This is a genomic window from Wandonia sp. (assembly GCF_984588085.1).
The window spans coordinates 12742-37372 of sequence record NZ_CFIGVI010000018.1; the positions used below are offsets into that span (position 1 = coordinate 12742).

25 protein-coding genes are annotated in these 24631 nt (G+C 39.6%); 11 read left to right on the top strand and 14 right to left on the bottom strand.

Annotated features, from left to right (window positions below; translation table 11 throughout):
* Nucleotides 1–48 precede the first annotated feature (48 nt).
* From ric to AC4PL9_RS08765, 6 genes are read right to left on the bottom strand one after another with little or no spacing between them, the layout of a single operon-like run.
* Nucleotides 49–786, bottom strand: a complete 738-nt coding sequence (gene ric / locus AC4PL9_RS08740) for an iron-sulfur cluster repair di-iron protein (protein ID WP_491604369.1) — start codon at nucleotides 784–786, stop codon at nucleotides 49–51.
* Nucleotides 783–1703: a tryptophan 2,3-dioxygenase family protein gene (locus tag AC4PL9_RS08745; protein ID WP_491604370.1), complete on the bottom strand. Its 921-nt coding sequence runs from the start codon at nucleotides 1701–1703 to the stop codon at nucleotides 783–785. Before AC4PL9_RS08745 ends, ric begins: the two co-directional genes overlap by 4 nt.
* Complete coding sequence (locus AC4PL9_RS08750) at nucleotides 1700–2125, bottom strand: hypothetical protein (protein WP_491604371.1); 426 nt, start codon at nucleotides 2123–2125, stop codon at nucleotides 1700–1702. Before AC4PL9_RS08750 ends, AC4PL9_RS08745 begins: the two co-directional genes overlap by 4 nt.
* Complete coding sequence (locus AC4PL9_RS08755) at nucleotides 2122–2502, bottom strand: group III truncated hemoglobin (RefSeq protein ID WP_491604372.1); 381 nt, start codon at nucleotides 2500–2502, stop codon at nucleotides 2122–2124. The genes AC4PL9_RS08750 and AC4PL9_RS08755 overlap by 4 nt, the downstream gene beginning before the upstream one ends.
* A gap of 2 nt (nucleotides 2503–2504) precedes the next feature.
* Nucleotides 2505–2804: a hypothetical protein gene (locus tag AC4PL9_RS08760; RefSeq protein WP_491604373.1), complete on the bottom strand. Its 300-nt coding sequence runs from the start codon at nucleotides 2802–2804 to the stop codon at nucleotides 2505–2507.
* 53 nt (nucleotides 2805–2857) lie between these two features.
* The gene (locus tag AC4PL9_RS08765) at nucleotides 2858–3292 is read right to left on the bottom strand and encodes an RrF2 family transcriptional regulator (RefSeq protein ID WP_491604374.1); all 435 of its coding nucleotides are present in this window, start codon (nucleotides 3290–3292) and stop codon (nucleotides 2858–2860) included.
* 226 nt (nucleotides 3293–3518) lie between these two features.
* On the opposite strand from AC4PL9_RS08765, the gene trhO reads away from it, so the two are divergent.
* The 7 genes from trhO (at nucleotide 3519) to AC4PL9_RS08800 (ending at nucleotide 10655) form a co-directional block, all read left to right on the top strand.
* Entirely contained in the window at nucleotides 3519–4610 is a 1092-nt protein-coding gene (gene trhO / locus AC4PL9_RS08770; RefSeq protein ID WP_491604375.1) for an oxygen-dependent tRNA uridine(34) hydroxylase TrhO, read from the top strand.
* Nucleotides 4600–5412, top strand: a complete 813-nt coding sequence (lgt, locus tag AC4PL9_RS08775) for a prolipoprotein diacylglyceryl transferase (protein WP_491604376.1) — start codon at nucleotides 4600–4602, stop codon at nucleotides 5410–5412. The genes trhO and lgt overlap by 11 nt, the downstream gene beginning before the upstream one ends.
* Before the next feature lie 116 nt (nucleotides 5413–5528).
* Nucleotides 5529–7778, top strand: a complete 2250-nt coding sequence (locus AC4PL9_RS08780; protein ID WP_491604377.1) for a TonB-dependent receptor plug domain-containing protein — start codon at nucleotides 5529–5531, stop codon at nucleotides 7776–7778.
* An 11-nt stretch (nucleotides 7779–7789) separates the two neighbouring features.
* Nucleotides 7790–8446: a metal-dependent transcriptional regulator gene (locus AC4PL9_RS08785; protein WP_491604378.1), complete on the top strand. Its 657-nt coding sequence runs from the start codon at nucleotides 7790–7792 to the stop codon at nucleotides 8444–8446.
* Between the two features lie 2 nt (nucleotides 8447–8448).
* Complete coding sequence (locus AC4PL9_RS08790; RefSeq protein WP_491604379.1) at nucleotides 8449–9276, top strand: ZIP family metal transporter; 828 nt, start codon at nucleotides 8449–8451, stop codon at nucleotides 9274–9276.
* Nucleotides 9277–9364: 88 nt separating this feature from the next.
* Complete coding sequence (locus AC4PL9_RS08795) at nucleotides 9365–9847, top strand: FKBP-type peptidyl-prolyl cis-trans isomerase (RefSeq protein WP_491604380.1); 483 nt, start codon at nucleotides 9365–9367, stop codon at nucleotides 9845–9847.
* Nucleotides 9848–10145: 298 nt separating this feature from the next.
* Nucleotides 10146–10655 (top strand): NADPH-dependent FMN reductase, encoded by a 510-nt coding sequence (locus AC4PL9_RS08800; RefSeq protein WP_491604381.1) that lies wholly within the window; start codon nucleotides 10146–10148, stop codon nucleotides 10653–10655.
* A 12-nt stretch (nucleotides 10656–10667) separates the two neighbouring features.
* Here AC4PL9_RS08800 and AC4PL9_RS08805 read toward each other — a convergent pair whose 3' ends face one another.
* The 4 genes from AC4PL9_RS08805 to AC4PL9_RS08820 are packed head-to-tail and all read right to left on the bottom strand — an operon-like array spanning nucleotide 10668 to nucleotide 15799.
* Nucleotides 10668–11351, bottom strand: coding sequence for a pseudouridine synthase (locus tag AC4PL9_RS08805; protein ID WP_491604382.1), 684 nt, complete (start codon nucleotides 11349–11351; stop codon nucleotides 10668–10670).
* Between the two features lie 4 nt (nucleotides 11352–11355).
* Entirely contained in the window at nucleotides 11356–12075 is a 720-nt protein-coding gene (bshB1, locus tag AC4PL9_RS08810; RefSeq protein ID WP_491604383.1) for a bacillithiol biosynthesis deacetylase BshB1, read from the bottom strand.
* The gene (locus AC4PL9_RS08815) at nucleotides 12075–12548 is read right to left on the bottom strand and encodes a glutathione peroxidase (protein WP_491604384.1); all 474 of its coding nucleotides are present in this window, start codon (nucleotides 12546–12548) and stop codon (nucleotides 12075–12077) included. The genes bshB1 and AC4PL9_RS08815 overlap by 1 nt, the downstream gene beginning before the upstream one ends.
* Nucleotides 12545–15799: a cytochrome c biogenesis protein gene (locus AC4PL9_RS08820; RefSeq protein WP_491604385.1), complete on the bottom strand. Its 3255-nt coding sequence runs from the start codon at nucleotides 15797–15799 to the stop codon at nucleotides 12545–12547. The genes AC4PL9_RS08815 and AC4PL9_RS08820 overlap by 4 nt, the downstream gene beginning before the upstream one ends.
* 211 nt (nucleotides 15800–16010) lie before the next feature.
* Here AC4PL9_RS08820 and AC4PL9_RS08825 point away from each other — a divergent pair, with 211 nt between their 5' ends.
* The gene (locus tag AC4PL9_RS08825) at nucleotides 16011–16712 is read left to right on the top strand and encodes a hypothetical protein (protein WP_491604386.1); all 702 of its coding nucleotides are present in this window, start codon (nucleotides 16011–16013) and stop codon (nucleotides 16710–16712) included.
* Nucleotides 16713–16755: 43 nt separating this feature from the next.
* Nucleotides 16756–17631, top strand: a complete 876-nt coding sequence (locus AC4PL9_RS08830) for an OmpA family protein (RefSeq protein ID WP_491604387.1) — start codon at nucleotides 16756–16758, stop codon at nucleotides 17629–17631.
* On the opposite strand, the gene AC4PL9_RS08835 is transcribed toward AC4PL9_RS08830, so the two are convergent.
* The 4 genes from AC4PL9_RS08835 to AC4PL9_RS08850 form a co-directional block, all read right to left on the bottom strand.
* Nucleotides 17628–19007, bottom strand: coding sequence for an exonuclease domain-containing protein (locus tag AC4PL9_RS08835; protein ID WP_491604388.1), 1380 nt, complete (start codon nucleotides 19005–19007; stop codon nucleotides 17628–17630). The genes AC4PL9_RS08830 and AC4PL9_RS08835 overlap by 4 nt on opposite strands.
* Nucleotides 19008–19131: 124 nt before the next feature.
* Nucleotides 19132–20700, bottom strand: coding sequence for a flotillin family protein (locus AC4PL9_RS08840; protein WP_491604389.1), 1569 nt, complete (start codon nucleotides 20698–20700; stop codon nucleotides 19132–19134).
* 4 nt (nucleotides 20701–20704) lie between these two features.
* Nucleotides 20705–21277 (bottom strand): serine protease, encoded by a 573-nt coding sequence (locus AC4PL9_RS08845; RefSeq protein ID WP_491604390.1) that lies wholly within the window; start codon nucleotides 21275–21277, stop codon nucleotides 20705–20707.
* 12 nt (nucleotides 21278–21289) lie between these two features.
* On the bottom strand, nucleotides 21290–21547 hold the full coding sequence (locus tag AC4PL9_RS08850) for a hypothetical protein (protein ID WP_491604391.1): 258 nt from the start codon (nucleotides 21545–21547) through the stop codon (nucleotides 21290–21292).
* 172 nt (nucleotides 21548–21719) lie between these two features.
* On the opposite strand from AC4PL9_RS08850, the gene AC4PL9_RS08855 reads away from it, so the two are divergent.
* Both AC4PL9_RS08855 and AC4PL9_RS08860 read left to right on the top strand, forming a co-directional pair.
* Entirely contained in the window at nucleotides 21720–23018 is a 1299-nt protein-coding gene (locus tag AC4PL9_RS08855) for an MFS transporter (protein ID WP_491604392.1), read from the top strand.
* Between the two features lie 58 nt (nucleotides 23019–23076).
* Entirely contained in the window at nucleotides 23077–24561 is a 1485-nt protein-coding gene (locus AC4PL9_RS08860) for a hypothetical protein (RefSeq protein ID WP_491604393.1), read from the top strand.
* Nucleotides 24562–24631: the final 70 nt, after the last annotated feature.

A 24631-nucleotide genomic window follows, 5' to 3' on the forward strand; every position in this document is an offset into this window, starting at 1 on the left:
AGATACAAATTAAAGCAATTGAGTTTGCCGGCAGCTATGCAGGGAGAACTAGAGAAGATCCTTTTGTCTTAATGCTGTTTCCATTTGCTGTGCTTTTGGGAAAAGTATATTATTCTCCAGATGAATGTGTTGATGGAGATCGCTTTCAAACTCTTGTAAAAGTGAGTACGTTAAGCGAAAAGTGGTACAGGCATCTTCCGGAGGAGTGTATGTATTGGTCAAATTGGATATCTGGCGGAATCGTTCTCCCTCGTTATTATGTTCATGATGCATCATTTGAATTGGGTTTTCAACTGTTTGAAAATGAGGGGAAGGAATGGGCTGGTTGTTTTCAAGAGCAAGTACCATCTTTTGTATAAAAGGAAAAAGGATCAATTCTTCTTTTTTCAGATGTTTAGTCAGTTCTCCCGCAGCATCAGAAAAAAGCTGCTGTACCTTGTATAATTCAGGGTGTTGTTTGCCATGTACCCGGACAATTTTTTCCAGATACGGCAAAATCTCAGTGATTTTTTCCTCGACATACCGATGGTGTTTTTTCAGAATATAGTCGACGAGTAAATCTACAGGCCAGGAGGTATACTCTGAAGTGAATCCGGTAGTTGGAGTAACTACATTGAGCTCATCAAGTAACTTTTCTACAGAAATATCTGTTTTCTGACAGGCTTCCTGTATACTTCTGTTTCCGTTACAGCAAAAATCAATTGCATACTTTTTGAAAACTGAGGCCGTTTGATTATTATCTGCTACGACCTGACCAATTCTACTTTCTTTCGTGATATTTTTCATGGTTGTTCATTTTTAGAAACTATTCCCCAACTGTTTTTTTCGTCTCTTGTCCAGAGGTCGGGAAAGAATTTTCGTTGTTGATATTTGGGGTGGAGGTATTTTTTCCATTCACTTCCACCGGTGGCTGCTTTATTTTCGTGCTTACTGTCAAGATAATGTTGTGCTGTCTGTAGATGAACAAGTGGCCACTGAATATTGTAGAGATAATCAAACTCGCGGAGTTTCTCTTTTAGTTCCGCAGGTAGAGATGCTCGTTTTTTGACTTTATCGGAAAGGGTGTGTTCTTCCATTTTGTAGGCAAGGGAAGTGAGTTGTTCCTGATATCGGTTTTCAAAAGCTTGCAGAGTAAGTGATTTCTTACCTGTGTAACGATTGTATCCGGCGTCTTTCCAATAGAGATTATCCATGTATTCTTCTATAGTGGGATTCGCACTCAAACGCATTTTACCTTGTTCGTTAACCAGATTAACCAACGGTGTACAATACAATTCAATCATTCTGAATTGAACACTCTGAAATCCTGAAGCAGGAGTAAGTGTATACCGGAACGTATTGTAATCGTCATGATTCATACCGGATTTCATAATATCGAATGACGTGATGAGTAAGGAAGTATAACGGTTCAACCGTTCCATTTTACTGATCCACTCTTTGTCCGAAAGCTGATCTTCTGTTAGTTGTTTGATCTCGTGAAGCATCATCTTTAATGTCAATTCTGTAACCTGATGATATAGAATGAAAATAGCTTCATCTTTGTAGGCTGTCCGGGGTTTTTGGAGTGACAAAAGCGTATCTGTTTCTATATAGTCCCAATACGTAATAGGTTGGGCTGTAAGTAACCCTTTGAGATAGTTTTCAGGGTTCTCACCCAAAGCTTGGTATTTACTGTAAATCTGTTCAATTAGTTCTGTATTCATGATTTCAGGAGTTTTGTTCCAAAAAGAATGAGTGCTGTTATTTTTATTAGTTCACCTACAACATAATACAAATGGAGATAGGAGGGAGGAACTTCCGCTCCTTGTATATGTAAATCAGCCCGGGTGTCCAATGCGGGAAGTAGCCAGACTGTCTGAATAATCAGAATAACAAAAGGTATAAGTAAGAGAAGCTGACTTCCCTGAAGCGTCCATTTTTGGGTATAGAACAGATTGACGAAAATCACCAGTGCAAATACCCATTCTATTTTATTCAATGCAAAAAAGACGAGCCGTCCTATTCCTAATCCCAAAGGAACTGTGATTCCGGGGGCTCTGAATTTTAACCAGGCTTCCAGGAAACTGATTGCACTAACAAAACCGATCCAAAGAAAAACAGAAGCGATAACGAGAGGATACTTCATGCGTGTTGTTTTTGTTGATCCAATACGTCAAGTTTATGTTGAAAGATTTTTGCCATGAGTACACCACGGTTTTTTGCTTCATCTGCAACAGGCCCGGTAAAAAGACGATCAACGGTAGTCTGAAAAATAGTTACCCATTTTTCAAAGTGTGAAGCGTCAATTGCCAACGTGGCGTGTGGGTGGAAGGGGTAACCGCTATACGTGTGTTCTCCTAACAAAATGGTTTGCCAGAAACGAACCATCTTTTCCAGGTGTTCTTCCCATTGATCGGCTAAGCGGCTATTGAAAACAGGACCCAGTAGTTCATCCTTTCGTACTTCTTCATAAAATGTATGTACAAGTTGTTGTACATCTGCGATGGTGGTTATATCTTTCATAGCTAGAGAATAAAAGTTAGCAATAAGAGAAGAGCGTTGACGCTAATACTTACGAAAAAGGTAGTAAGGCACCATTTCGCCGGAGACTGAGCAATAAAGACGGCATTCGATGATAGGGTAACAACGGCAGCAATACCCAGAACAACATAACTTTCGAGGAGTAACAACCCAAACATTGCTGTAACGGAACCCCAGCAACTCTGCAAAGTCATCATTAAGGTCATCGCTCCGTAACGATTAGCTTCAAAATCAATCACCTGTTTTTGGTACCAGGTATTTTTCGTTTTTTGTGATGTATTCATAATTAGTTATTTAGATTAAAAGATCTTTTTATCCTTTATTTGGTCAAATTTTTCTAACGTTTCAAAAAAGTAAGACCATCCGAAAGCCCAAGAGCCAATTCCTCTATAGATGTTGTTTCTAACATAGTTTTCAAATTATCCCGAATTACTTTAAATTTATGGTGAACAGGGCAGGGTTTTTGCTCATTACACTGCTTCAGTCCCAGTCCGCATCCGTAGAATAACTGGTCGCCGTCAATAGCCGATACAATTTGAATTAATTGGATCGTTCTGAGCTTGTCTTTAGGAATTTCAAAACCTCCGTTAGGACCTTTGATGGAATCAACGATCCCGTTTCTTGATAGTTGTTGCATAATTTTAGCGGTAAATGCTTCAGGAGAATCAATTGCTGCCGCAATATCTTTCAGACCAACGCGAGATCCTTGGCTGGATTGTTGTGCTACATGTAGCGTAGCTTTTATTCCATATTCACAGGCTTTTGAAAACATATAGATACGAATGATTCGGGACAAATGTAGAATAAAAAACAATAACGGACAAAAATATCCTTTATTAAATATGAAGACATTTCGAACGGATGGTTGAAAATTTTGGTTTTGTTTTTAGAGAGATAGGTTAACATAGGGGAGTAGATGTTTCTGTTTCCTGTTAATAGGTCGTTCAGTACAAATTATTTATCTTTGCGCCACTCTTTAACTAAAAAATATACATAGCATGCAACTGTGGAATACGTATAGTAAGGAGGAATTGTTGATTCAGTTACGAAAAAACGAGGTGAAATTAGTGACCATCTCTTTTTATCAGTATGCTTCAATTCCAAATCCTACATTGTTTAGAAATCACTTGTTTCTTACCTGGAGTCGTCTGGGAGTACTTGGTCGTACTTACGTGGCGAAAGAAGGAATTAATGCGCAAATTGCCGTTCCGGTCGAGTCATTGGAAGAATTCCGTAATGAACTGGATAAAGTTGAATTTCTAAAGGGAATTCGTTTGAATATTGCTGTTGAGGAATCGGCTGAGTTTTCCTTTCTGAAATTGAAAATAAAAGTTCGTGATAAAATTCTGGCTGACGGACTGAATGACGAAACATTTGATGTTCGTAATAAAGGAAAACATTTGACAGCAGAAGAGTTTAACAAGCTCACAGATGATCCGGATACCATTTTGATTGATTTCAGGAATCATTATGAAAGTGAAGTAGGACATTTTAAGGGGGCTATTACTCCTGATGTGGATACCTTCAGAGAATCATTGCCTGTAATTGAGGAAAAGTACCTTAAAGGAAATGAGGATAAAAACATCGTTATGTATTGTACGGGAGGAATCCGGTGTGAGAAAGCCAGTGCCTGGTATAAACACAGGGGATTCAAAAACGTGCACCAGTTAGAAGGCGGAATTATTAAATATGCTAGAGACTGTAACGAAAATGGGATCGAGAATAAATTCATTGGAAAGAACTTTGTTTTTGATGAACGGAGAGGAGAGCGTATTTCTGATGATGTGATAGCCGTTTGTCATCAATGTGGAGCTCCTTGTGATACACATACAAACTGTGCAAATGATGCTTGTCATCTACTTTTTATTCAGTGTGATACGTGTAAAAATGAATACAGCGGATGTTGTTCAAAAGAATGTGAAGACATTACCAAATTACCGGTGGAAGAGCAAAAAGCATTGCGAAAAGGATTACAGAACAGCAATAAAATCTTCAAAAAAGGTCGTTCGGAGAAATTGAAATTCAAAGTGTCTCAGGAAAAACCATTATCTTTCCCTCACGCATTAAAAAACGAAAAAAGTGATTCTTGAAATAATCTGGGATGTTAATCCCGAATTGATTGAAGGTTGGAAAACACCTAATAAATACGGATTGTTATTTGTAACGGGTTTGATCATAGGATACTATGTGATCAAACGAATGTTTACGAAAGAAGGTGTTTCGGAGAAAAAGTTGGATATGTTGCTGTTGTATATGATTATAGCAACAGTCGTGGGAGCGCGTCTCGGACATGTTTTCTTTTATGATTGGGCCTATTACAAAAACAACCTGAACGAAATTCCAATGGTGTGGAAAGGCGGTCTGGCGAGCCACGGAGCAGCGATTGCAATTTTATTGGCATTGTGGATATATTCGAAAAAAGTATCTCAGAAACCAATGTTATGGATACTGGATCGCGTTGCAGCACCTATTGCCATTGCAGGTTGCTTTATTCGCTTAGGGAATCTTATGAATTCTGAAATCGTAGGGATTCCGACGGATTTACCATGGGCATTTAGTTTCCCGAATTATTTTAATGAAGTAACCAAAGAATTTGATCCTACTCCGAGACATCCGGCGCAGTTGTACGAAGCAATATCTTACCTGATTATTTTTGCAACTCTTTTCTGGATGTATTGGAAAACAAAAGCAAAAGAAAGACAAGGGCTCATTTTTGGTGTCTTTATGATCGGTATTTGGGGAATGCGTTTCCTTATTGAGTTTATTAAAGAAGGACAGACTGCCCGTGATTTTGAGAATACGATTAATACGGGACAAATGCTTAGTATTCCTTTGTTTCTGGTTGGAGTCTACTTGATAATACGAGCAGCGAGAATGAAAGTAACAGCATAAATAGTTATATAATTGATAGGCTGGAATCCCTCTTTGGAAGCGAAGAGGGATTTTTTTATGGATAAAATTTTATTGTGTTTGAAAATATTTTTAGATTTGTCTAAAAATAAAATTAGATGATATTTAGATTTGTTTTTCTACTTGCTTTTCTATTTCATTTTGTTGCTGTTACAGGACAGGAAATTATGGTTCAGGTAATCTCTCAGGAAGGAGGAATACCCAACGCACGTTTGGAAACAGCAGATGAAAAACTGGTTTCAGATTTGGAAGGTAAGTTTGTATTGCCTTTAGCAAAATTTGCGGGGAAGAGCGCTAAGATCTGGGCCATAGGTTATGAGGAACAACAAGTTGTATTACCTGACTCAGCCGGTTTAGTAGAAATCGAAATAAGTCCGGTTTCTGTTTTCTTTTCTGAAGTTGTAGTAACAGGAAGTAAAGAAGAAGAATCCAAGAAGGAAAGTATTGTCAGAATTTCTACCATCAACCAAACCCAGTTGCAGTCGGTGGGGGCACAAAGTATTTCTGAAGGGATTTCCTTTCAACCCGGCTTGCGAATGGAGAATAATTGCCAGAACTGTGGGTTTTCTCAACTTCGTATGAATGGATTGGGAGGTGGATACAACCAGTTCCTGATGAACGGACGACCTGTTTTTTCTTCCTTGAATAGTATTTATGGATTGGAACAAATTCCTGTTTCGTGGGTAGAGCGAGTTGAAGTAATCCGAGGAGGAGGTTCTGTATTGTACGGCGCCAATGCAATTGCCGGAATTGTTAATATCATTACCCGTGATCCAATTAACTCCGGTGCTTCCGGTCAGGTTTCGGTAGGATATATGGATGGGAGTTGGGATCAGTATGCGGGAGGAACAGGGGCCTGGGTAGCCAAAAATAATAAGGCAGGAGTTAGTGTGTCCGCAGGTCAGCGGTACAGAGAGGATTATGACAGGGACAAAGATGGTTTTTCGGATATCCCCATATTAAAAGGGTTGGCTTTGGATGTAAATGGATTCTATCGTCCCGGAAAAAAGAGTCGCCTGGGAGTTAAGTTTCGAATTATGGATGAGTTCAGAAGAGGGGGAGATCAATTGGATAGATTACCCGAAGAAACCCAGATAGCAGAACAGTTAAAATCCAACGTATACGGAGGAGAATTATCGTATGAAGCTTATTTAAAGAATGATGCACATAAAATAGAAGCCTTTTTCGCTACACAACATACGATAATGAATAATTATTATGGTGCTGAAATGGATCCTGACGGATATGGGAAAACAAGAGACGAAAACTATGTGTCAGGATTTCGCCACCGATGGAAATCGAAACGAATTGAACGGGATAGCAAAGGAATAGCAGTTGTTTCGGGAGCGGAAATGATTCGTAATGTTATGAGTGATAACAAACCCGGATATGGTGTTCATGTTTTTCAGCCGATTAACCAGTTTGGTGTATACACGCAGTTAGACTGGTTGTTGTCTCCAAAATTCAAGTTAAATGCCGGTGCCCGGTTGAATTATGACAATGTATTATTTAAACCGTTGGTTACACCAAGATTGGGTGTAAAATACAGTCCCTTTAAATTTGCAGAAATTCGTATGAATTATGCAAATGGTTACCGGATTCCCCAGGTGTTTTCAGAAGATGTGCATGTTGAATTGGTTTCGGGAGAAATTCAGCTGATTCGCCTTGGAGATGATTTGAAGCATGAACTGTCTCATGGATTGAATCTGGATATTTCTTTTGACTTTGAAAAAGGAAAATCAGATATAGAAATTGTACTCAATGGATTCTATAACCAGTTGCAAAATGTCTTTGTTCTTGAGTTTACACAAGACGTATTGGGACAGAATATTCTTGAAAAAAGGAATGGACAGAGAGCAGAGGTAGCAGGAGGATCATTTGAATTCAATTATTCATGGAAAGATCAGCTGTTTACCATGTTTACTTTCTCTGCACAAAGTACCCGGTATTCTGAGCCGGTAGAATGGGCAGAAGGACAATATGTTTCCGGATTTTTAAGAACTCCTGATTATTACGGTTCTTTGGTTATTAGTTATGCAATTAATAAAAAGATAGATGTAAATTCGTCAGCAATTTTAACAGGACCTATGAATCTCCCTCATTACGCTGGTTATATTACAGAAGATAAATTGGAACGTTCCGAGACGATGGTAGATTGGGGTTTTAAAATAAATTATAACTTTTACCTGAAAAATAACGTAAAACTAACCCTAAACGGAGGTGTGAAAAACATACTGGATACCTTTCAGCGTGATTTGGACAAAGGGGTTCACAGAGATGCCTCTTATACGTATGGACCGGTGAGAGCAAGAACATTTTTTATAGGAATACAGATAGGAAATTTATAAGCAACGAAGCAATGTTAACGAGTACGGAAGAAAATTATCTGAAAGCAATATTGGCACTTGAAAACGAGGGAGCTGTATCAACAAATGCACTCGCAGATCGTATGGAAACCAAGGCCTCTTCAGTGACAGACATGATTCGGAAACTGGCTGAAAAGGAATTAGTAGATTATCAGAAGTATAAGGGAGTGTCACTTACTATTTCAGGAAAGGATGCTGCTTTACGTATTGTCAGAAAACACAGGTTGTGGGAGGTTTTTTTAGTTGAGAAATTAAATTTTGGTTGGGATGAAGTACATGAAATTGCCGAACAACTGGAACATATTCAATCAGTTCAACTAACGGATCGGTTGGAAGAGTTTCTTGGATTCCCTAAGTTTGATCCGCATGGTGATCCTATTCCGGATAAAAATGGTACTATTGTTCGTAGAAAAAAAGCCTGCCTGCTGAATGAAATGGAATTGACCATACCTGCCACGGTTGTAGGTGTAAATGATTCTTCCCCAGCCTTTTTGCAGTTTTTGGATCGTCAGGGAGTACAGTTGGGAGACACACTTATTTTACTTGAAAAATATGAGTTTGATGATTCGATGCTTGTTGAAACGAAAAACGGAACAATTAACTTTTCTCACGCAGTGGTGACTAATATTTGTGTAGAACCTAAACAGTAACGATGTTAGAAACGATAGAAAAATGGGTAATTGATAACGGTCCGGTATGGGCAGCCTTAGTGGCGACTATCTTTACATGGGCCTCAACGGCAGCGGGTGCTGGTTTGGTATTCTTCTTTAAGAGGATGCATCGTGGACTGTTGGATGGTATGCTTGGATTTACGGGAGGAGTGATGGTAGCTGCCAGTTTTTGGTCATTATTGGCGCCCTCGATTGAGATGTCGGAGAAATATTATCCGGATTATCCCTGGATGCCGGCAGCAGTAGGATTTATGTCGGGGGCGATTTTTTTGTTTATTCTGGATAAGAGCTTACCACATTTACATATTAATTTCAGAGAAGGGGAGAGTGAAGGGGTAAAAACGCAGTTGCACAAATCGTGGTTACTGGTCTTGGCAATCACGCTTCATAATATTCCGGAAGGATTGGCTGTTGGAGTTTTGTTTGGTGCAGCTTCTCTTGGGTTGGAAGATGCTTCTGTCTCTGCGGCAATAGCTTTGGCAATGGGTATTGCTATTCAAAATTTTCCGGAAGGGTTTGCTGTAGCGATGCCTTTGAGACGAACAGGAATGAGTCGTTGGAGAAGTTTTTATTATGGACAGCTTTCAGCAGTGGTAGAGCCGATTGCCGGTGTTATCGGGGCTTTGTCAGTAATTTATATGCAAAGCATCTTACCTTTTGCATTGGCTTTTGCTGCCGGAGCTATGATATTTGTAGTGGTGGAAGAGGTGATCCCCGAAACACAAAGGGATAAGTATACTGATATTGCTGTACTTGGGTTTATAGGAGGATTTATAGTGATGATGATCCTGGACGTCGCTTTTGGTTAAAAGTAACACGATTGACGACTTATACACGGTAAAGTTTGACAAGCTTTTTTATAATCTCTACCTTTGCAATTCATTAGAAATTATTTATATGATTATTGAAACAAATCGTGTGGTGTCTATGCACTACACATTGAAAGACGAAGAAGGAAACGTATTGGATACATCTGCTAATCGTGAACCTCTTGCTTACATTCAGGGAATAGGTAATTTGATTCCCGGACTTGAAACTCAGTTGGAAGGAAAACAAAAAGGAGATAAGGTTGCTGCTGCAGTAGAAGCGAAAGATGCATACGGAGACGTACGCGAAGAATTATTTCATACCGTACCAAAATCAGGCTTTCAGGGAGATGAAGAGTTGGTAGCTGGAATACAAGTGCAATTGGATACAGAGCAGGGACCAATGATTGCTACGGTAGCGAAAATTGATGGAGAGGACGTTACGTTGGATCTTAACCATCCGCTTGCCGGAAAAAAATTGTTCTTTGATGTAGAAATTATGGATGTTCGCGAAGCAGATCAAAGCGAATTGGATCACGGGCATGTACACGGTCCGGATGGTCACCATCACTAAGATAAATTCAATTTTTCTGAATAGGCTCGTTCTTTGAAACGGGCTTTTTTTATGCTATAGAATGAGAGATTAGTCGTTCTTTTCATAGGATAAAACGGTGGATCCTGGAGATGATGAACAAACGGATATTCTAATTTTGTAACGGAATATTTTCATGATACAAAGAATAGCTGTTTTGGTTCTATCCGAATTGGAGTTGAGAATTCTTTGGCGGGAAGGATCAAAACCTATAATGCAATCAGGGTATAACATTTAGATGATTTTCCTACCTTACACGTAAAATAAGAAACTCAGTCGTATGAAAATAGTCGCCATTTCTGGATCTGCTGCAAAAAATAGCTCAACAGCTGCTTTTTTATATACTGTCAGAAATTATTTTTCAGGACAGTATGAAATTGAAGTTTTTGACCGGTTACGAGATTTTCCTTTGTTCCTACCGGAAGAACTGGAAAAAGAACTGCCGGAGTTAATTCAGGAATTCAAAAAAATAATTATACGTTCTGATGCAATTCTGATCTGTACTCCTGAATACACCCATAATATTCCTGCGGTTCTGAAGAATGCGTTGGAATGGATAACGGCCTCAGGAGAACTTGCCGGAAAAAAAGTACTCCCCATAACGCTAACACCTCATGAGCCTCGCGGAGAATGGGCTATGAAGTCGTTGTTAGGTTCCCTGATAACAATGAAGGCAATTATTGTGGCAGAGCTTCCGCTCTATAAAAATGAACTGAGAAATGATCAAGGTGAAATAAAGTTGAACGAAACAACCCGACTTATTTTGGAGGAAGCTTTCAGATTATTCTGAAACGACAACAGGTTATTCTGCTCCGAAAGTCTTCAGAATACGATTGAATTCATCTGAAATAGAGGCATCGATAACTAGTTTATGAGTATGAACGGGATGTTGTAATGTCAGTTGCGATGCGTGTAGCAACATGGATGTTAATTGCCAGTTTTCCTTAAAAAAACGATTTTGCTTATTACAGCCGTGAGGACGATCTCCTATAATCGGATGAAAAATATGCGCCATGTGTTTCCTCAATTGATGCATTCGACCTGTTTCGGGATGTAACTGAACGAGTGAGTATCTGGAGGTGGGGAATTTTCCGAAAGGAACGGGAACTTCAATAAAAGTAAGCGATTTGAGGTGAGTGACAGCTTCCTGAATTTTACCATCCTCTCTTTTTAAAGGATAATCAATTGTCAGATTTTGGGGTGCGAAACCTCGTACCAACGCCAGATAAGTTTTATCTACGGAACGCTCCATAAATTGTTTTTGAAGTTCACGATCCGTTTTCTCGTCAAAAGAAAACAACAGTACACCGGAAGTTTTTCTGTCAAGTCGATGCGCCGGGCGCACTTTTCTTCCGAGTTGTTTCTCTAAAATCTGAATGGCAGAAATCTCGACATCATTGGCAATCCTGCTTCTGTGAACTAATAAACCATGAGGTTTGTTCACAGCAACCATGTAGTCATCCTGATAAAGAATAGGAAGTTCCAATCGATTATATCAAATGATCTAAGTATTCGACCCCCGGAACTCGTTCTACCGTATAGCCTTCGGCAAATTCAGCTCCAATTTCTCTACCGAACTGACGCATTCGACCTTCCAGAAAGTCGAAAAACTCTTTTCCTGAGATCGGAGTTTGAGGCTCTTTGGATTCGGGATCATAAAATTGAGTCTTATAAGCCCGGATAGCTTCAAATTTTGTCTCTACAAATTCTGTAACATCGATAGCGAAATCCGGTTGAATATAGCGATCCTGAACATAATGATAGACAGCTTTAGGACGCCAGGGTTGTTGCGATTTCCCGTTGAGTTCGGTTTCTATTTTTCGCAACCCGGCCAGAAAACAGGCATCCGAAATAAAAGCAGATCCCTTTCCATGATCAGGATGACGGTCCGAAATTGCATTTGCCAAGACTATTTCCGGTTGAAATCTTCTGATTTGAACGACAAGTTTTAGCAACTCTTCTTTCGAATGACCGAAAAAGCCATCTTGCATTTTTAGGTTTTCCCGAAAAGAGACTCCCAGTATCCGGGAGGCATCATGGGCTTCACTGTAGCGTGTTTCTATGGTTCCACGCGATCCTAGCTCTCCCTGAGTCAGGTCAACGATGGCTACTTTTTTACCTGCTTTTACATGTTTGGCAATTGTACCTCCCGCTGATAATTCTACATCATCAGGGTGAGCACCAATTCCAAGTATATCTACTTTTTCCATTACGAATTAATCCAATTGGTAATTTTTTTATCATTGGGAAGAGTACGGGGATCTATATCACAGACAAAGTCTCCGTTCTCATCGACAAGAAATTTATGAAAATTCCATTTAACTTCCAATGCATTTCCTTTTTCTCCTGAATGGCAAAGCCAGGTAAACAAAGGATGTTGGTTTTCTCCTTTTACATGTACCTTCTCGGTCAGGGGAAAGCTAACACCATAGTTACGGGAACAAAAAGCAGCAATTTGTTCAGGTGTACCCGGCTCCTGTCCCATAAAATCATTACTGGGTATGCCGATAATGACAAAATGATCACCTCCGTATTCTTCATAGACTTGTTGGAGTTGTTCATATTGTGGTGTCAGTCCACATTCAGAAGCAACATTAACCAGTAATACTTTTTTTCCTTTGAAAGAAGTGAGATCAAGAGGTTCTCCTGAAAGTGTATTTATAGTATGATCGTATAGTTTCATCGTTTCTTTTTTTGTGAAGAAATTGCCCTAACAATGGCAAGTAAGTTGAAAATAGCAAATCCTATAATGGTTCCGATTACCCAATCCGGCCACATGGTATCTGCTTCTCCTTCAGCATAGGAGTGCAAACCTACCAGGAAGAAGTTTACACCAAAGAAGGTGAAGAGAATCGCTCCAAACGACCACATGGCAACCGAGTTAAATACGAGTTTGCTTTGTAGTGCCGGAATATAGCGAAGGTGAAGAAGAACTGCGTACACAAGTATTGAGACAAGTGCCCAGGTCTCCTTTGGATCCCATCCCCAGTAACGTCCCCAGGATTCGTTTGCCCAGATACCTCCGAGGAAAGTACCAATCGTGAGCATGAATAAACCTACGGTTATTGTTAGTTCAGTTACATAGGAAATCTCGTTGATGTGTAAGTTTATTTCTTTTTGGTTGTTTTTAGTTCTGAGTAAATACAAGACCAGATTGATGATCGCAAGAATAGCTCCCAAACCAAGGAAACCATAACTTCCTGTAATGATGGCAACATGTATCATCAGCCAGTAAGATTGAAGTACCGGAACAAGGTTGGTGATTGCAGGATCCAATTGGTTCATATGAGAGACGAACAGAATGAAGAAAGTCAGAAGAGCTGTTCCTCCCAACGTAACTTTTGACTTTCTGGAAAAAACAAGTCCCGCAAGAACTGTTACCCAGGCAATGAAGACCAATGCTTCGTAACCGTCACTCCAGGGAGCGTGTCCGGAGATATACCAGCGCATTCCAAGTCCCACAGCATGAAGAACAAAAGCAACTACAACCAGTGTGGTTAGCGTTAGATTGGGAATACGCATCCATTTGTCGGAGTTGGTAAATATGCTGATAAAGAATAATACCAGTAGTACAAATCCTAAAATAAGATAGACATAACTCAATTTCTTAAACACATCCAGCTTGTTATAGCTGATCTCCATGTTTATTTTCATCTCGCTTGGAATCACATTCGCTCCAATTTTTTGCTGATAGGTTTTGATATGCCCAAGCCATTCATCTGCACCGGAGTAATCGCCTTCCGTTTTGCCGATTGCTAACTGTGAAAAATAGGTCATTACAGCACGTGGCATAAGTGAGTCTTCATCACTGTAGGGTGCAGACTTATCCATCGGATGATACCAGGTATGATTCGGATCATTTTTTACAGGAAGAATTCTCAGGTATTTGTACATAACCGTGATGTTCAAAATCTGTAGCCGTTCGTTGACTTTGATAATTTGCTTGTCATAGTCCGATTGCTTAGTAGCTGGTTTTCTGTTTGATTTTTCTACTTCTTCCTCAAGAAGATATTCTCCTGTTATCGGATCAAAAAAGTCTTTGAAAGCTGCGTATTTACCTGAAAGAGCCAGTTTTTCACGAATTACTTCATTACTTACGGCAATAATAGGTTGTTTCATCCAATATTCAGGATTCAGGTGCATATCCATGAAAACCTGTGTCGCAGTTAACCCGTTGTAGGTTTCACTTCTGTGGATTTTACGCAGGATCTCCAGTGCTACTGTCTGAAAGGGTTTAAATCGTCCCTCGTAATCCTGTATAATGAGACTTTCCAGTTTTTTTGCATGTTCGGCAGAAATCGGAGTTTCATCAAATTTTCTCCATTTTAACAACTCTTCTTCGCTCATTTCTTCATGAGGAGCGATACTTGTTTCACTGGAAGGTAAAGTGTCTTCGGAATTGTGTGTATGCAGGTGTTCATGTCCACTATGATCATGGTCATGATCGTGATTGTGTCCGTTGTGTAGTGTATCGTGTGTTTGCGAGAAAGCACCGAAACTCAACGCCAAAGCTACTATTGTCATTCCTGCTTTTTTGCGATGAATTCCCGCTATTTTTCGGTTGAGTTCACGGAAACGGGATGCCGGAGAAAATAACGTCATAATCATTCCGATCGTCATTAATAAATAACCAAAATAAGTAACATTGGTTCCCCAGAAATCCTGGTTGACACTTAGACGAGTCCCTAATTCATCCGGATCGTAGCTGGACTGAAAGAAACGGTATCCTCTGTAATCCATTACACTGTTCATGAAAATTCTGCGATCGAATTGCTTGTTTAATTCTTCATCAATTACTGTAATTTCACTGGCATAGGATGAGGGCGAATCAGATCCCGGGTAGCGTTCCAGTTGGAAATCTCTGAGGGCAAGATAAAAAGGTGTCTTTACAGGATAAGCGCCATAAGCCAGTTTGAAATTCAGCCCGCCAAATTGAAAGAAAGTAGGTACGGGGATTCGTCCCTGTCCACCATCCAGTTCGATGATTTTTTCTTCGTTTCCGGCTTTTAGTTTTATTTTCAGTACGTCCTGTCCCATATCTTTAACAGGAGATTTGACTTTCTTCATGACCGACTTCTCATGTACAGTTCTGAATACAAAGTTGTTTCCCTGCATGGTATACAAACGCCCCTGATAAAATCCAGAGACAGAGTCTGCAGGAATTACTCCGGATGACTGATCACTCATAAGCATATAGTTTACATCAGCAGGAGCAGTCATCGTAAAGCCAGTCGGTGATTTTTGGATATGAACAGCCGTAGGAGGCGCTTGTGGATATTCGAAAGCCAATACCAACCCTTCTTGCTGAAAAAGAGTTCCTTCCGAAACATAATTAGTATCCATTCCCATTTCTCCCGGAGTGACTATTTCGAGAATTGTTTTTCCATTTTCCAGATCAGTCTCTATCGAGCTGATGGCATTCGGAATATAGTCCAGGTATTCGATTGAGAAAGGCGTCTGAATTCCGGGGAATTCAAAATCGTGAAGGAAATAATTATCAGCAAAATCGGCCATAATCAAAGGCTTATTGTACTCATATTGCTTCTGATTATCATGCGCCATAATCTGGAGATAAGCATCAGAAGAATAGATTGTATTACTGCGTTCTCCTTCGCGGATTAACATAATTCCTTCAAATCCGACATATCGGGTTAGTCCGGCTCCAATAATGATTACGATAAATGAAATGTGGAAAAAGAAGACTGCAATTTTTTCCCTTGTGTACATCCGGTATCGGAAAATGTTTGCCACAAGGCTGAAAGACAGGTAGATCATAAGTACTTCGAACCATTTGGCATTGTAGATAACAGCTTTGGCTGCCTGAGTGCCATGAGCAGATTCAATAAATGTTGCTCTGGCAATAGCTACAAGGAATAGTATGAGTCCAACTGTCATCAATTCCATGGAGAAAAGCTTACGGAGAAATTTTTCCATAATTTATCATTCTAAGATTCCCGACAAATTTAACCATAAACGATTGTTTTCAGACTTAAAAAGGTAGAAAAGATTGGACTTTTTGGAATTTTGAATCACTTATTGATTGTAAGGTGATTAGCCATTGGCTTTTTCCGGTAGAATAGAATTTTATTTGTAAATTCGCAGCCGCATTTTTTTTGAAATGAGAATGTTAACCGGGTGGAAGACCATGAGAGAAAGGAAACGAATAGTGGATAAGGGTTTGGTACTCAGTAGTCTTTTTCTGCTGTTCTGTTGGAGTGCTTTGTCACAACAGTATCGATGGCGTTCAAAACCTCAACACACCTGGATTTTTGGATTGGGATACCAGGCAATCGATGATTACAATGTTCCGTTCGGAGATTTGTTTAAAGGAGGTAGAACGTGGCATTTACTTCCTTACCCGACACGTTTAAGTGCAGAGCGAAACTTCAAATATGGATTTGGGGTTGGAGGGCTTTTGCAGTACAACCAATTGAAGCAGGGTAAAATAGCCAATGAAGTGAATACTCTATCTCTCGTGCATGTTGTAAGTTTTGACGGGTATGTAAAGTATCGTTTCAATATGAAGTATAAGAAAGTATCCTGGCTTGATCCGTACATCGCGTTGGGATTGGGGTATACCATGCGGTTTTCATCAGTTTCGTCTGACCATATAACGACAAATATTCATCTGGGAAGTAATTTTTGGTTTACGGATCGGATAGGGATGCAGATAGAAACTTCAGCAAAGTTTGCTTTAGGGCGGGCTTATCCGGCTCATCCGGCAAGTTATCTGCAACATTCAGCCAGTTTCTTGTATCGGTTGTATCCGTCAAAACGTCAAAAGAAAAATAAGCAACGTTATAAATGGATACGGAAGAAGCCGAAGGGAAATGCAAACCGAATCTGATATTTCATAACCTTTTTGGCAAATATGACGTACAAAGGCTAGTATGAAACCTTTGACTATTCAACTTCTCGGTTTTATGATGTTTTCTTTTTCCGTTGCTTTTGGTCAGATAAAAACAACGGAATTCTTTTTTAATACAAATGATACCACGCTTACCGAATACTCACAACAAAAATTGGATGGTTTTATTCAAACGGCGAAAGAAACACCTTTTTACCTGATAAAGTTACGTGTTTTTTCAGATACGGTAGGTCCGGCTGATTATAACCGACAATTATCGGAAAGAAGAGCAACTGCAATCCGGAGACAGTTAGGTGAGCTGGCAGACAAGTCGTACACGGAAATAGGAATCTACGGTAAAAATTATGATTCTATCAAATATCCTTTGGGAAACCTCCAAATGTGGCGAAGACTGGAAATCTTTTATCAGTACGAAGAACCTGAAATTTTGCGGACAAACAGTTCGGAACAAACCCGGAAAGACAGAGATAGTTCATTTGTCGAAACTCCTATAGAAGTATTCCAGACAGATTATCAATCAAGAAAAGAGGTGTTTGTTTTTGATACTTTGACGGCGGAAAGAATAGGGGAAACAATCGCTTTGGATATTCGTTTTGTACAAAATTCAGATGTGCTCTATGGAAATTCGTATAGCGAGGTAAAGTCGCTGTCAGACTTTCTGAAGAGAAATGCAGCGTTGCATATTGTGATCAGGGGGCACGTCTGTTGCGGGCCTAATAAACGGATTTCTAAAAAAAGAGCAAAACGGGTATATTCGTTACTCAAAGACAGTGGAATTCAAACAAAGCGGATGAGCTGGAAGGGTATGAGTAATACAGAGCCTCTTATTTTTCCGGAGCAAACCGAAAATGACAGGAAAGCCAACCGAAGAGTAGATGTACGTTTCTTCAAAAACTAATCAAACGTTCGCGTCTTTACTTTTTCAGTATTCTTTCGTAAGAATTGTTGAATAATCGAACGGTCGTCACGATCTTCCGTCTGAATATCAATTTTCGATTTCCAGTAATTAATTGTTCTTTTTAATTCCGAAAAGTGGAGATAAGCGTAGCCTATATACGTGTTGTTTTCAATTAAAATAATTGATTTTTCAGTTCTTTGTCTGCCTTTATCGAGAATGAAAAAACTGGGAGATGTAAACGACAGGTGATCCAGAGCAGCGTCAACACGTCTGTTATACGCTTCAGCAGCTTCTTCTCCTATACAAGCTCCTAAACATTCTTTTGTCTGGTATCTGAAACAACTCCCGGAAGATTGATACAAACCGTTTAGCTTTTGACAGAGTTCGTAATTATCTGTAATTTTATGTAGTGCGTTTTTAGCTTCAGTGATACCAGCAAAGGTTGTAATCGGAGTTTCTACCCTGTTTTTTAGCTGATCAATTGTCAGATTGATATAACCCCGTTGATCTTCATAAGCAAATAAACCATGTGTAAAGCGACTGGTTCGGAGTCTCCTGTTGAAGCGGGGAGTATGTTTTTTTATAAGTTTGGACTCTTTTAGTAATGCGATCAGTTCGCTTCCTGTCAATTCGTATTCGATACGACAGATTTCATTTCGCATTTCAACGGCCTTCTTTCCGGATGTATTTCGCAAATGTTGTTCTACCCGTTTTTTGATGTTTTTACTCTTACCTATATAGATGAGAGAATTGGTTTCATCGTAGAGAAAATAGATACCTGTCTTTTCCGGTAACTGATCCAGTGCTCCTATATCAAGATTAGGGTGCAAAATACTAGGATTAATTTCATCCTGAATAAAGTGTTGAAGATCTCTTCCTGATTTTTCGAAGAGCATGGTGAAAATTTCAGCAGTTGCCATAGCATCGCCTCCTGCACGGTGTCTTCCGTCAACAACAACATTAAGCGAGCGGGCCAGCTTTCCCAGACTGTAGGATTCATGCCCCGGGAGAAGTTGCCGTGATGTGCGAACCGTACAAAGTTGAGGTCGTCTGTAGTCATATCCGAGCGATCTGAATTCGCTGCGGATCATCCCATAATCAAAACCAACATTATGTGCCACAAATATGCAGTCCTCGGTAATTTCAACAACCTTTTTTGCAATCTCGAAAAAACGGGGAGCTGTTTCCACCATCTGATCCGTAATCCCTGTCAGATGAACAACAAATTTGGGGATTTCAATTTCAGGGTTAACAAGTGAGACGAATTCATCAATGATGCGGGTACCATCGTGGATAAAAATTGCAATTTCCGTTATTTTGGAAGAGCCGGGACTTCCACCTGTGGTTTCAACGTCAATGATTGCAAATTTTTTCATCGTTCAGGTGACAAATGTAGGCGATAAAAATTATAATCGGAAACCCGCAACAGAAGTTTTATCTGTAAAAAACAAAACAGGATCCGATCGCGAATCCTGTTTTGCTATATGCTGGTATTGTATACTATTCTTCTTCCGAAGGAGCATCTGGTAATTCTCCTTGATTCTCAGGCTTCGAATCGTTATTTGTTGCTTTCTTCTGACCTTTATCTTCTCCTTTCAGATAAGTAGGAAGGTTTAACCCCGCCATATTAAACAAGTCATTTAACGGAGGAACTGTTTTCATCATGCCGGAAACAAAGTTTGCCGTTGATGAGTTACCACTGTCATTTTGACCGTTACCGGAATCCCAAACGGTAATCTTATCAATTTTGATGTTTTTAACCGCTTCAACCTGTGTTTTGACAAGCTCAGGAAGTTTTTCAATAAGCAATAACTGGAATGCTTTGGTCGGATCTCCACCTGCGGCGGCAACAACCTCTTTGTATCCATCTGCCTGTTTGGTAAGAATCTCATGTAAACCTTGCGCTTCGGCGTTCATTTTTGCAAAGATAGCGTCTGCTTCCCCTTTTGCATTTTCGCGGATACGCTCTGCTTCTGCCTGGGCATCAATGATAGCACGTTGTTTAGAGATTTCTGCCGGTATAATGACGTTGGCAACTTGTGTCGATCTCTCTCGTTCCGAACGAGCATGTTCAGCTTTCTGCTCTGCTATGTAAGCTTCCTCCAGTGCTTTCGCTTGTTGTACTTTTTCAGCAGCAATTGCCTGACGAAGTGCTTCTGCTTCTCTCTCTCTCCGTGTAGCATCAGATGCGGCAATGTTTATTTTTGCCTCATTCTCTCCCCGAACAGCTAAAGCGTTTGCTTCAGATGTTTTAATACGTGTATCACGCTCTGCCTCTGCTTTACCAATCGATTCATCTTTAATTGCAGAAGCGATACTAACTTCTCTGTCTTTTTGCGTGATAGCAATTTTAACATCGCGGTCACGGTTGGTTTCGGCAATCTGAACGTCTTTTTCACGGTCAGCTAGTGCTTTTCCTGTTTCCCCGATTTTTTCCTGCTCGGCAACACTAATTTTAGCTTCGTTAATTGCTTTTGCAGCAGCTTCTTTTCCAAGTGCTTCAATATAACCGGATTCATCTTTGATATCGGTTACGTTAACGTTAATTAGTTTAAGACCGATTTTCTTTAATTCGGTATCTATGTTTTTAGAAATATTCTCAAGAAATTTATCTCTGTCTGTGTTGATTTCCTCAATCGTCATAGTAGCGATAACCAAACGCAACTGGCCAAAAAGGATGTCTTTTGACAATTCCTGAATTTGATCAGGGGTAAGTCCCAACAAACGTTCTGCTGCATTTCCCATTGTATCAGGCTCTGTCGAAATAGCAATTGTAAAACGACAAGGTACATCAACGCGAATATTCTGACGGGATAATGCATTGGTAAGATTTGCTTCGATTGAAATCGGTTTCAGATCCAGATAAGCATAATCCTGGATAACTGGCCAGATAAAAGCACCACCTCCGTGGATACATCTGGCTGAACTTCCTCCTGTTCTACCGTAAACAACAAGAATTTTGTCCGAAGGACACCGCTTGTAGCGGGATACCAAAGCAGAAATAGTAACGAACAGTACAATGACTGAAACGACTATTATGGCGATGGGAGACATGAAAATTGAATCCATAGTGTTAGAGTTTTTCTACTAATAATAAATTGTCATCCAGAACTTCCAGAACGCGAATTACCGATCCGGATTCGAGTCTTACCCCTGAGGTAACCGCATTTAATTCGTGAACCGAACCATTCACACTGACCTGAACTTTTCCGACTCCGGTCTTATTTTCCGGTATTCTGAGGTAAACCGTTCCCGTTTTGTGCAGTGTCTTGGAAATATGGAAAGAGTTGTCTTCCTGAAGCTTCTGTATCTGACGAATGATAAAGAAAAAGAGAAACAGGAACACCAAACCAATTACCGCTGCAACCAGAATGAGAATGGTTTTGTTCTCGATTGAATTCCAAAAGGAAATCCCTCCCCAACCAAAGCCTAATAAAAAGTTGATCAGGTTACGAAGAGAAAATAACTGGAAAGGACCGTCTGAGTCGGCATTCATATCGCCGTCAAAGTCGGCGTTCAGTCCGTCACTAGCATCACCTCCTATAAAGGTAAGAATAGTCTGTACCAAAAAGATAAGTGAGGCAGGAATGGCTATGAACCAAAACGTGCGTAGTAACGGTTCGAATTGATTAAAAAAGTCCATCATGTACTTTTGTTTTTAGTACATGTTTTGAACATCCTGGAAAAAATCCATTGCTTTTTGCTCAATTTCTTCACGTATAGGTCTGAAATCAGCCTTATTTTTTGCTTCGTTGATTCGTGTGATTACTGTATCATGAAACTCAAGTACTGAATCAATGAAGCTGTCTGATTCTTCTACTTTTTTAGGATTAGACAGCTGTACATTGTATGCTTCTTCCACAACATCGATTATCAGGTAATTCAAATGTTTTTTTAAATCTCTCTTACTTGCCATACTGATTTGTTTTGTACAAAGATATTCGATTTCCCGAAAAAAGAAAGGCTTTACCGATGGACATAAATAATTTGTCGAATCAATCCTGCGGTTCATGATGAAAATGAGGGTGGAAGGCTTAAAGTTTAAACCAGTTTCAAATATTTTTTTCACTTTTGTTCAAAATCATTTCATGTTAAAAGGAGATAAACGAATAATAAGAGGATGGGTTTTTTACGATTGGGCAAATTCTGTTTATAATCTTGTTATCTCATCAGCAATATTCCCTATTTTTTACGATAACGTTACCCGGGATTGCCTGGGGTCTATCTGTGAAAATGGATCGGATAATACTTACGTACATTTTTTCGGATCTTATATTTCAAACAGTACCATGTACTCTTATGTACTTTCATTATCTTTTCTGGTAGTTGCTTTTGCTTCGCCCATGTTGAGTGGTATTGCTGATTACACCGGGTCTAAGAAGAAGTTTTTGAAATTTTTTGCATACCTGGGGTCAATTTCCAGTATGACACTGTTCTTTTTTAATCCGGACTATATATACTGGTCCTTTATTTCTGTATTTTTTGCATCTATCGGTTTCTGGAATAGTCTTGTGTTTTATAATGCCTTTTTACCCGAAATTGCAGAGCCAAAAGATCAGGATGCGATTTCAGCCAGAGGGTTTTCGATGGGATACTTTGGGGCGATGATATTACTGTTGCTAGCTTTGGTGTCCATAAAAGGCTTTGGTGTTCCTGCTAAGTGGTCCTTTGTTTTTGTAGGTCTTTGGTGGATTGGTTTCAGCCAGTTTACTTTCCGTGTATTACCGGATAATGTATACAAACGACCGAAAGAAAAAGGGTATATCTGGAAGGGCTTTAAAGAATTAAAAACGGTATTTAATGAGTTTAGAAAAACCAAAAGTCTGAAAAGATTTCTGATCTCTTTCTTTGCCTTTAACACAGGAGTACAAACTGTAATGTTGATGGCTACTTTATTCGCAAAGAAAGAGATTCATGACATGCCGGATTCGGGGTTGATTGTAGCTATTCTTTTGATTCAAATTCTCGGAGCTATAGGTGCTCACCTGATGTCCTGGTTGTCTGGCCGTATAGGAAATATACGAACGCTGATGATCAGTATTATTATCTGGATAGGTGTTTGTGCCGCGGCTTTTATTATTACAACAGCGGTACAATTCTATTTCCTTGCAGCAACGGTAGGTTTGGTTATGGGAGGGGTACAGGCTTTATCCCGATCGACCTATTCAAAAATGCTTCCTGAAACAAAGGATCACGCTTCTTACTTTTCGTTTTTCGATGTAACGGAAAAAGTAGGAATTGTACTGGGAACTTTTTTCTTTGGTTTTATGGAGTATGTAACAGGATCTATTCGTTATTCGGTTCTCTCCGTAGCTTTTTTCTTTATTTTAGGAATGTTGCTGATGTTCTTTATCCCTCGGAAAGAGTGGAAAGTTACCAAAAATTGATATGATATTTGACCGACTACTGAAACCTTTGTTTTTTCTATTATTTGCAATAATAATAGTGCAGTGCTGGTTTTTTGGTCCGGTTGTTTTTGCTGATGCTTCCCGGGGATTTGAGGCTATGGAGCAATACATGGCAGGAGGAGATTGGAATATTGTCAGTTACCCTGTGGTTGGGGGAAATTACCAGTACTTTTTATCCTGGTGGACACCCGGTCAATGGGTTTTTCCTTTTCTTCTGATTAAGGTAGGGATTGGTATGAATACGGCGTTGCAACTGATTACTACAGTGGCTCTATCTCTATCTGTCTTTGGATATTACCGTTTATTCCGGGTTTTAGGCTTTTCGACTGTTCTTGTCTGGGGAAGTCTCATTACTCTTGTTACGAACCAGTTGTTTTATTGGCACACTATCATGTACTACGGGGGAGATTTATTATTACTAGCCCTCTTTCCTTATTTTGTTCTTTTTCTTCTGAAATTGAGAAAATCTGTCTCATTACTCAATTTGTATCTCCTTTTCGTTTATGTACTGGTTGGCTTTTTTCTGAAATCATCCTTTTTGGTCATTAGCTGGGCTGGAGTGGGAAGTTTTGTACTGATCTGGTTATTGAAGAGAGATAAAAGAAATCGAAAATGGGGGCTTTATCTCATTCCTCTGCTAATAGCAACGGTCGTAATTTACATCTTTTTTCTTGCGAAGGGAGAGACACCCGGTAGTACGATACGTTCAGGAACCTATAACCATTTGACACATGATGTATTCGGTGATCTCTTTTATGCGGTAGGCAGCCCTGTTGGTATAGTGACCCGTTTTTTTCCGGTGCTTCAAAAAGTGATTGCAAATGTAGGAGTGAATCTGAATTTTTTAGCTGTTCTGGGATGTATCGCTTCGGGATGGTTATTGGTACGTTTTTTTACTTCCGGGTCGGAAGATCGGAAACAGGTTGTTTTGTTTTCAGGTTTGTTTTTTGCTGCGATGACATTCTTTTTTATCAGTGACAGGGCGGTTTCATACGATATGCGGCACTTTGCTCCATTTGCTTTTCTATTAACGCCTTTCATGCTTGAATGGTGTATGTCAATTCGTTGGAAGAAGTTGTTTCTATCCGTATTGATCGTATTGAACTTGGCTGATTTTGTTTTATATCCAATCTACAGATACAAAGTAGAGCATACCCATGAAATTGTTGGAACCATCAAAATGAAACAGGAGGATGCAAATCTGGTTCGAAGAACTAGCATGGAAAAAACGGAAAATAAGCGACTTGTAATCGTTCAGGATTACTGGTTGTTAAGTCACTATATAAAAGAACCATCCATTTGTTTGTCGGAACAGAATGGAGATTGGATAGTTAACTCGGGAATGGAGCAGATACATAAAGAGAAAATGGATTGGGATATTCTTTCTTCTTATCATGTAGTCGTTTTCATCACGAGAAGTAACGGAGAATTACCGGCTGAGTTACAAAAAAGAGCCGAACAGGACAGGATGGAGACTTCCGATGGATACACAATTTTTACATTGACTCCAATTAAAGACTAGGTATTTTGTCGGATTTGTCCTCAGAAACATAAATCCGTATTTCTAAAAGGTTTTGTTTATAGGAGAATAA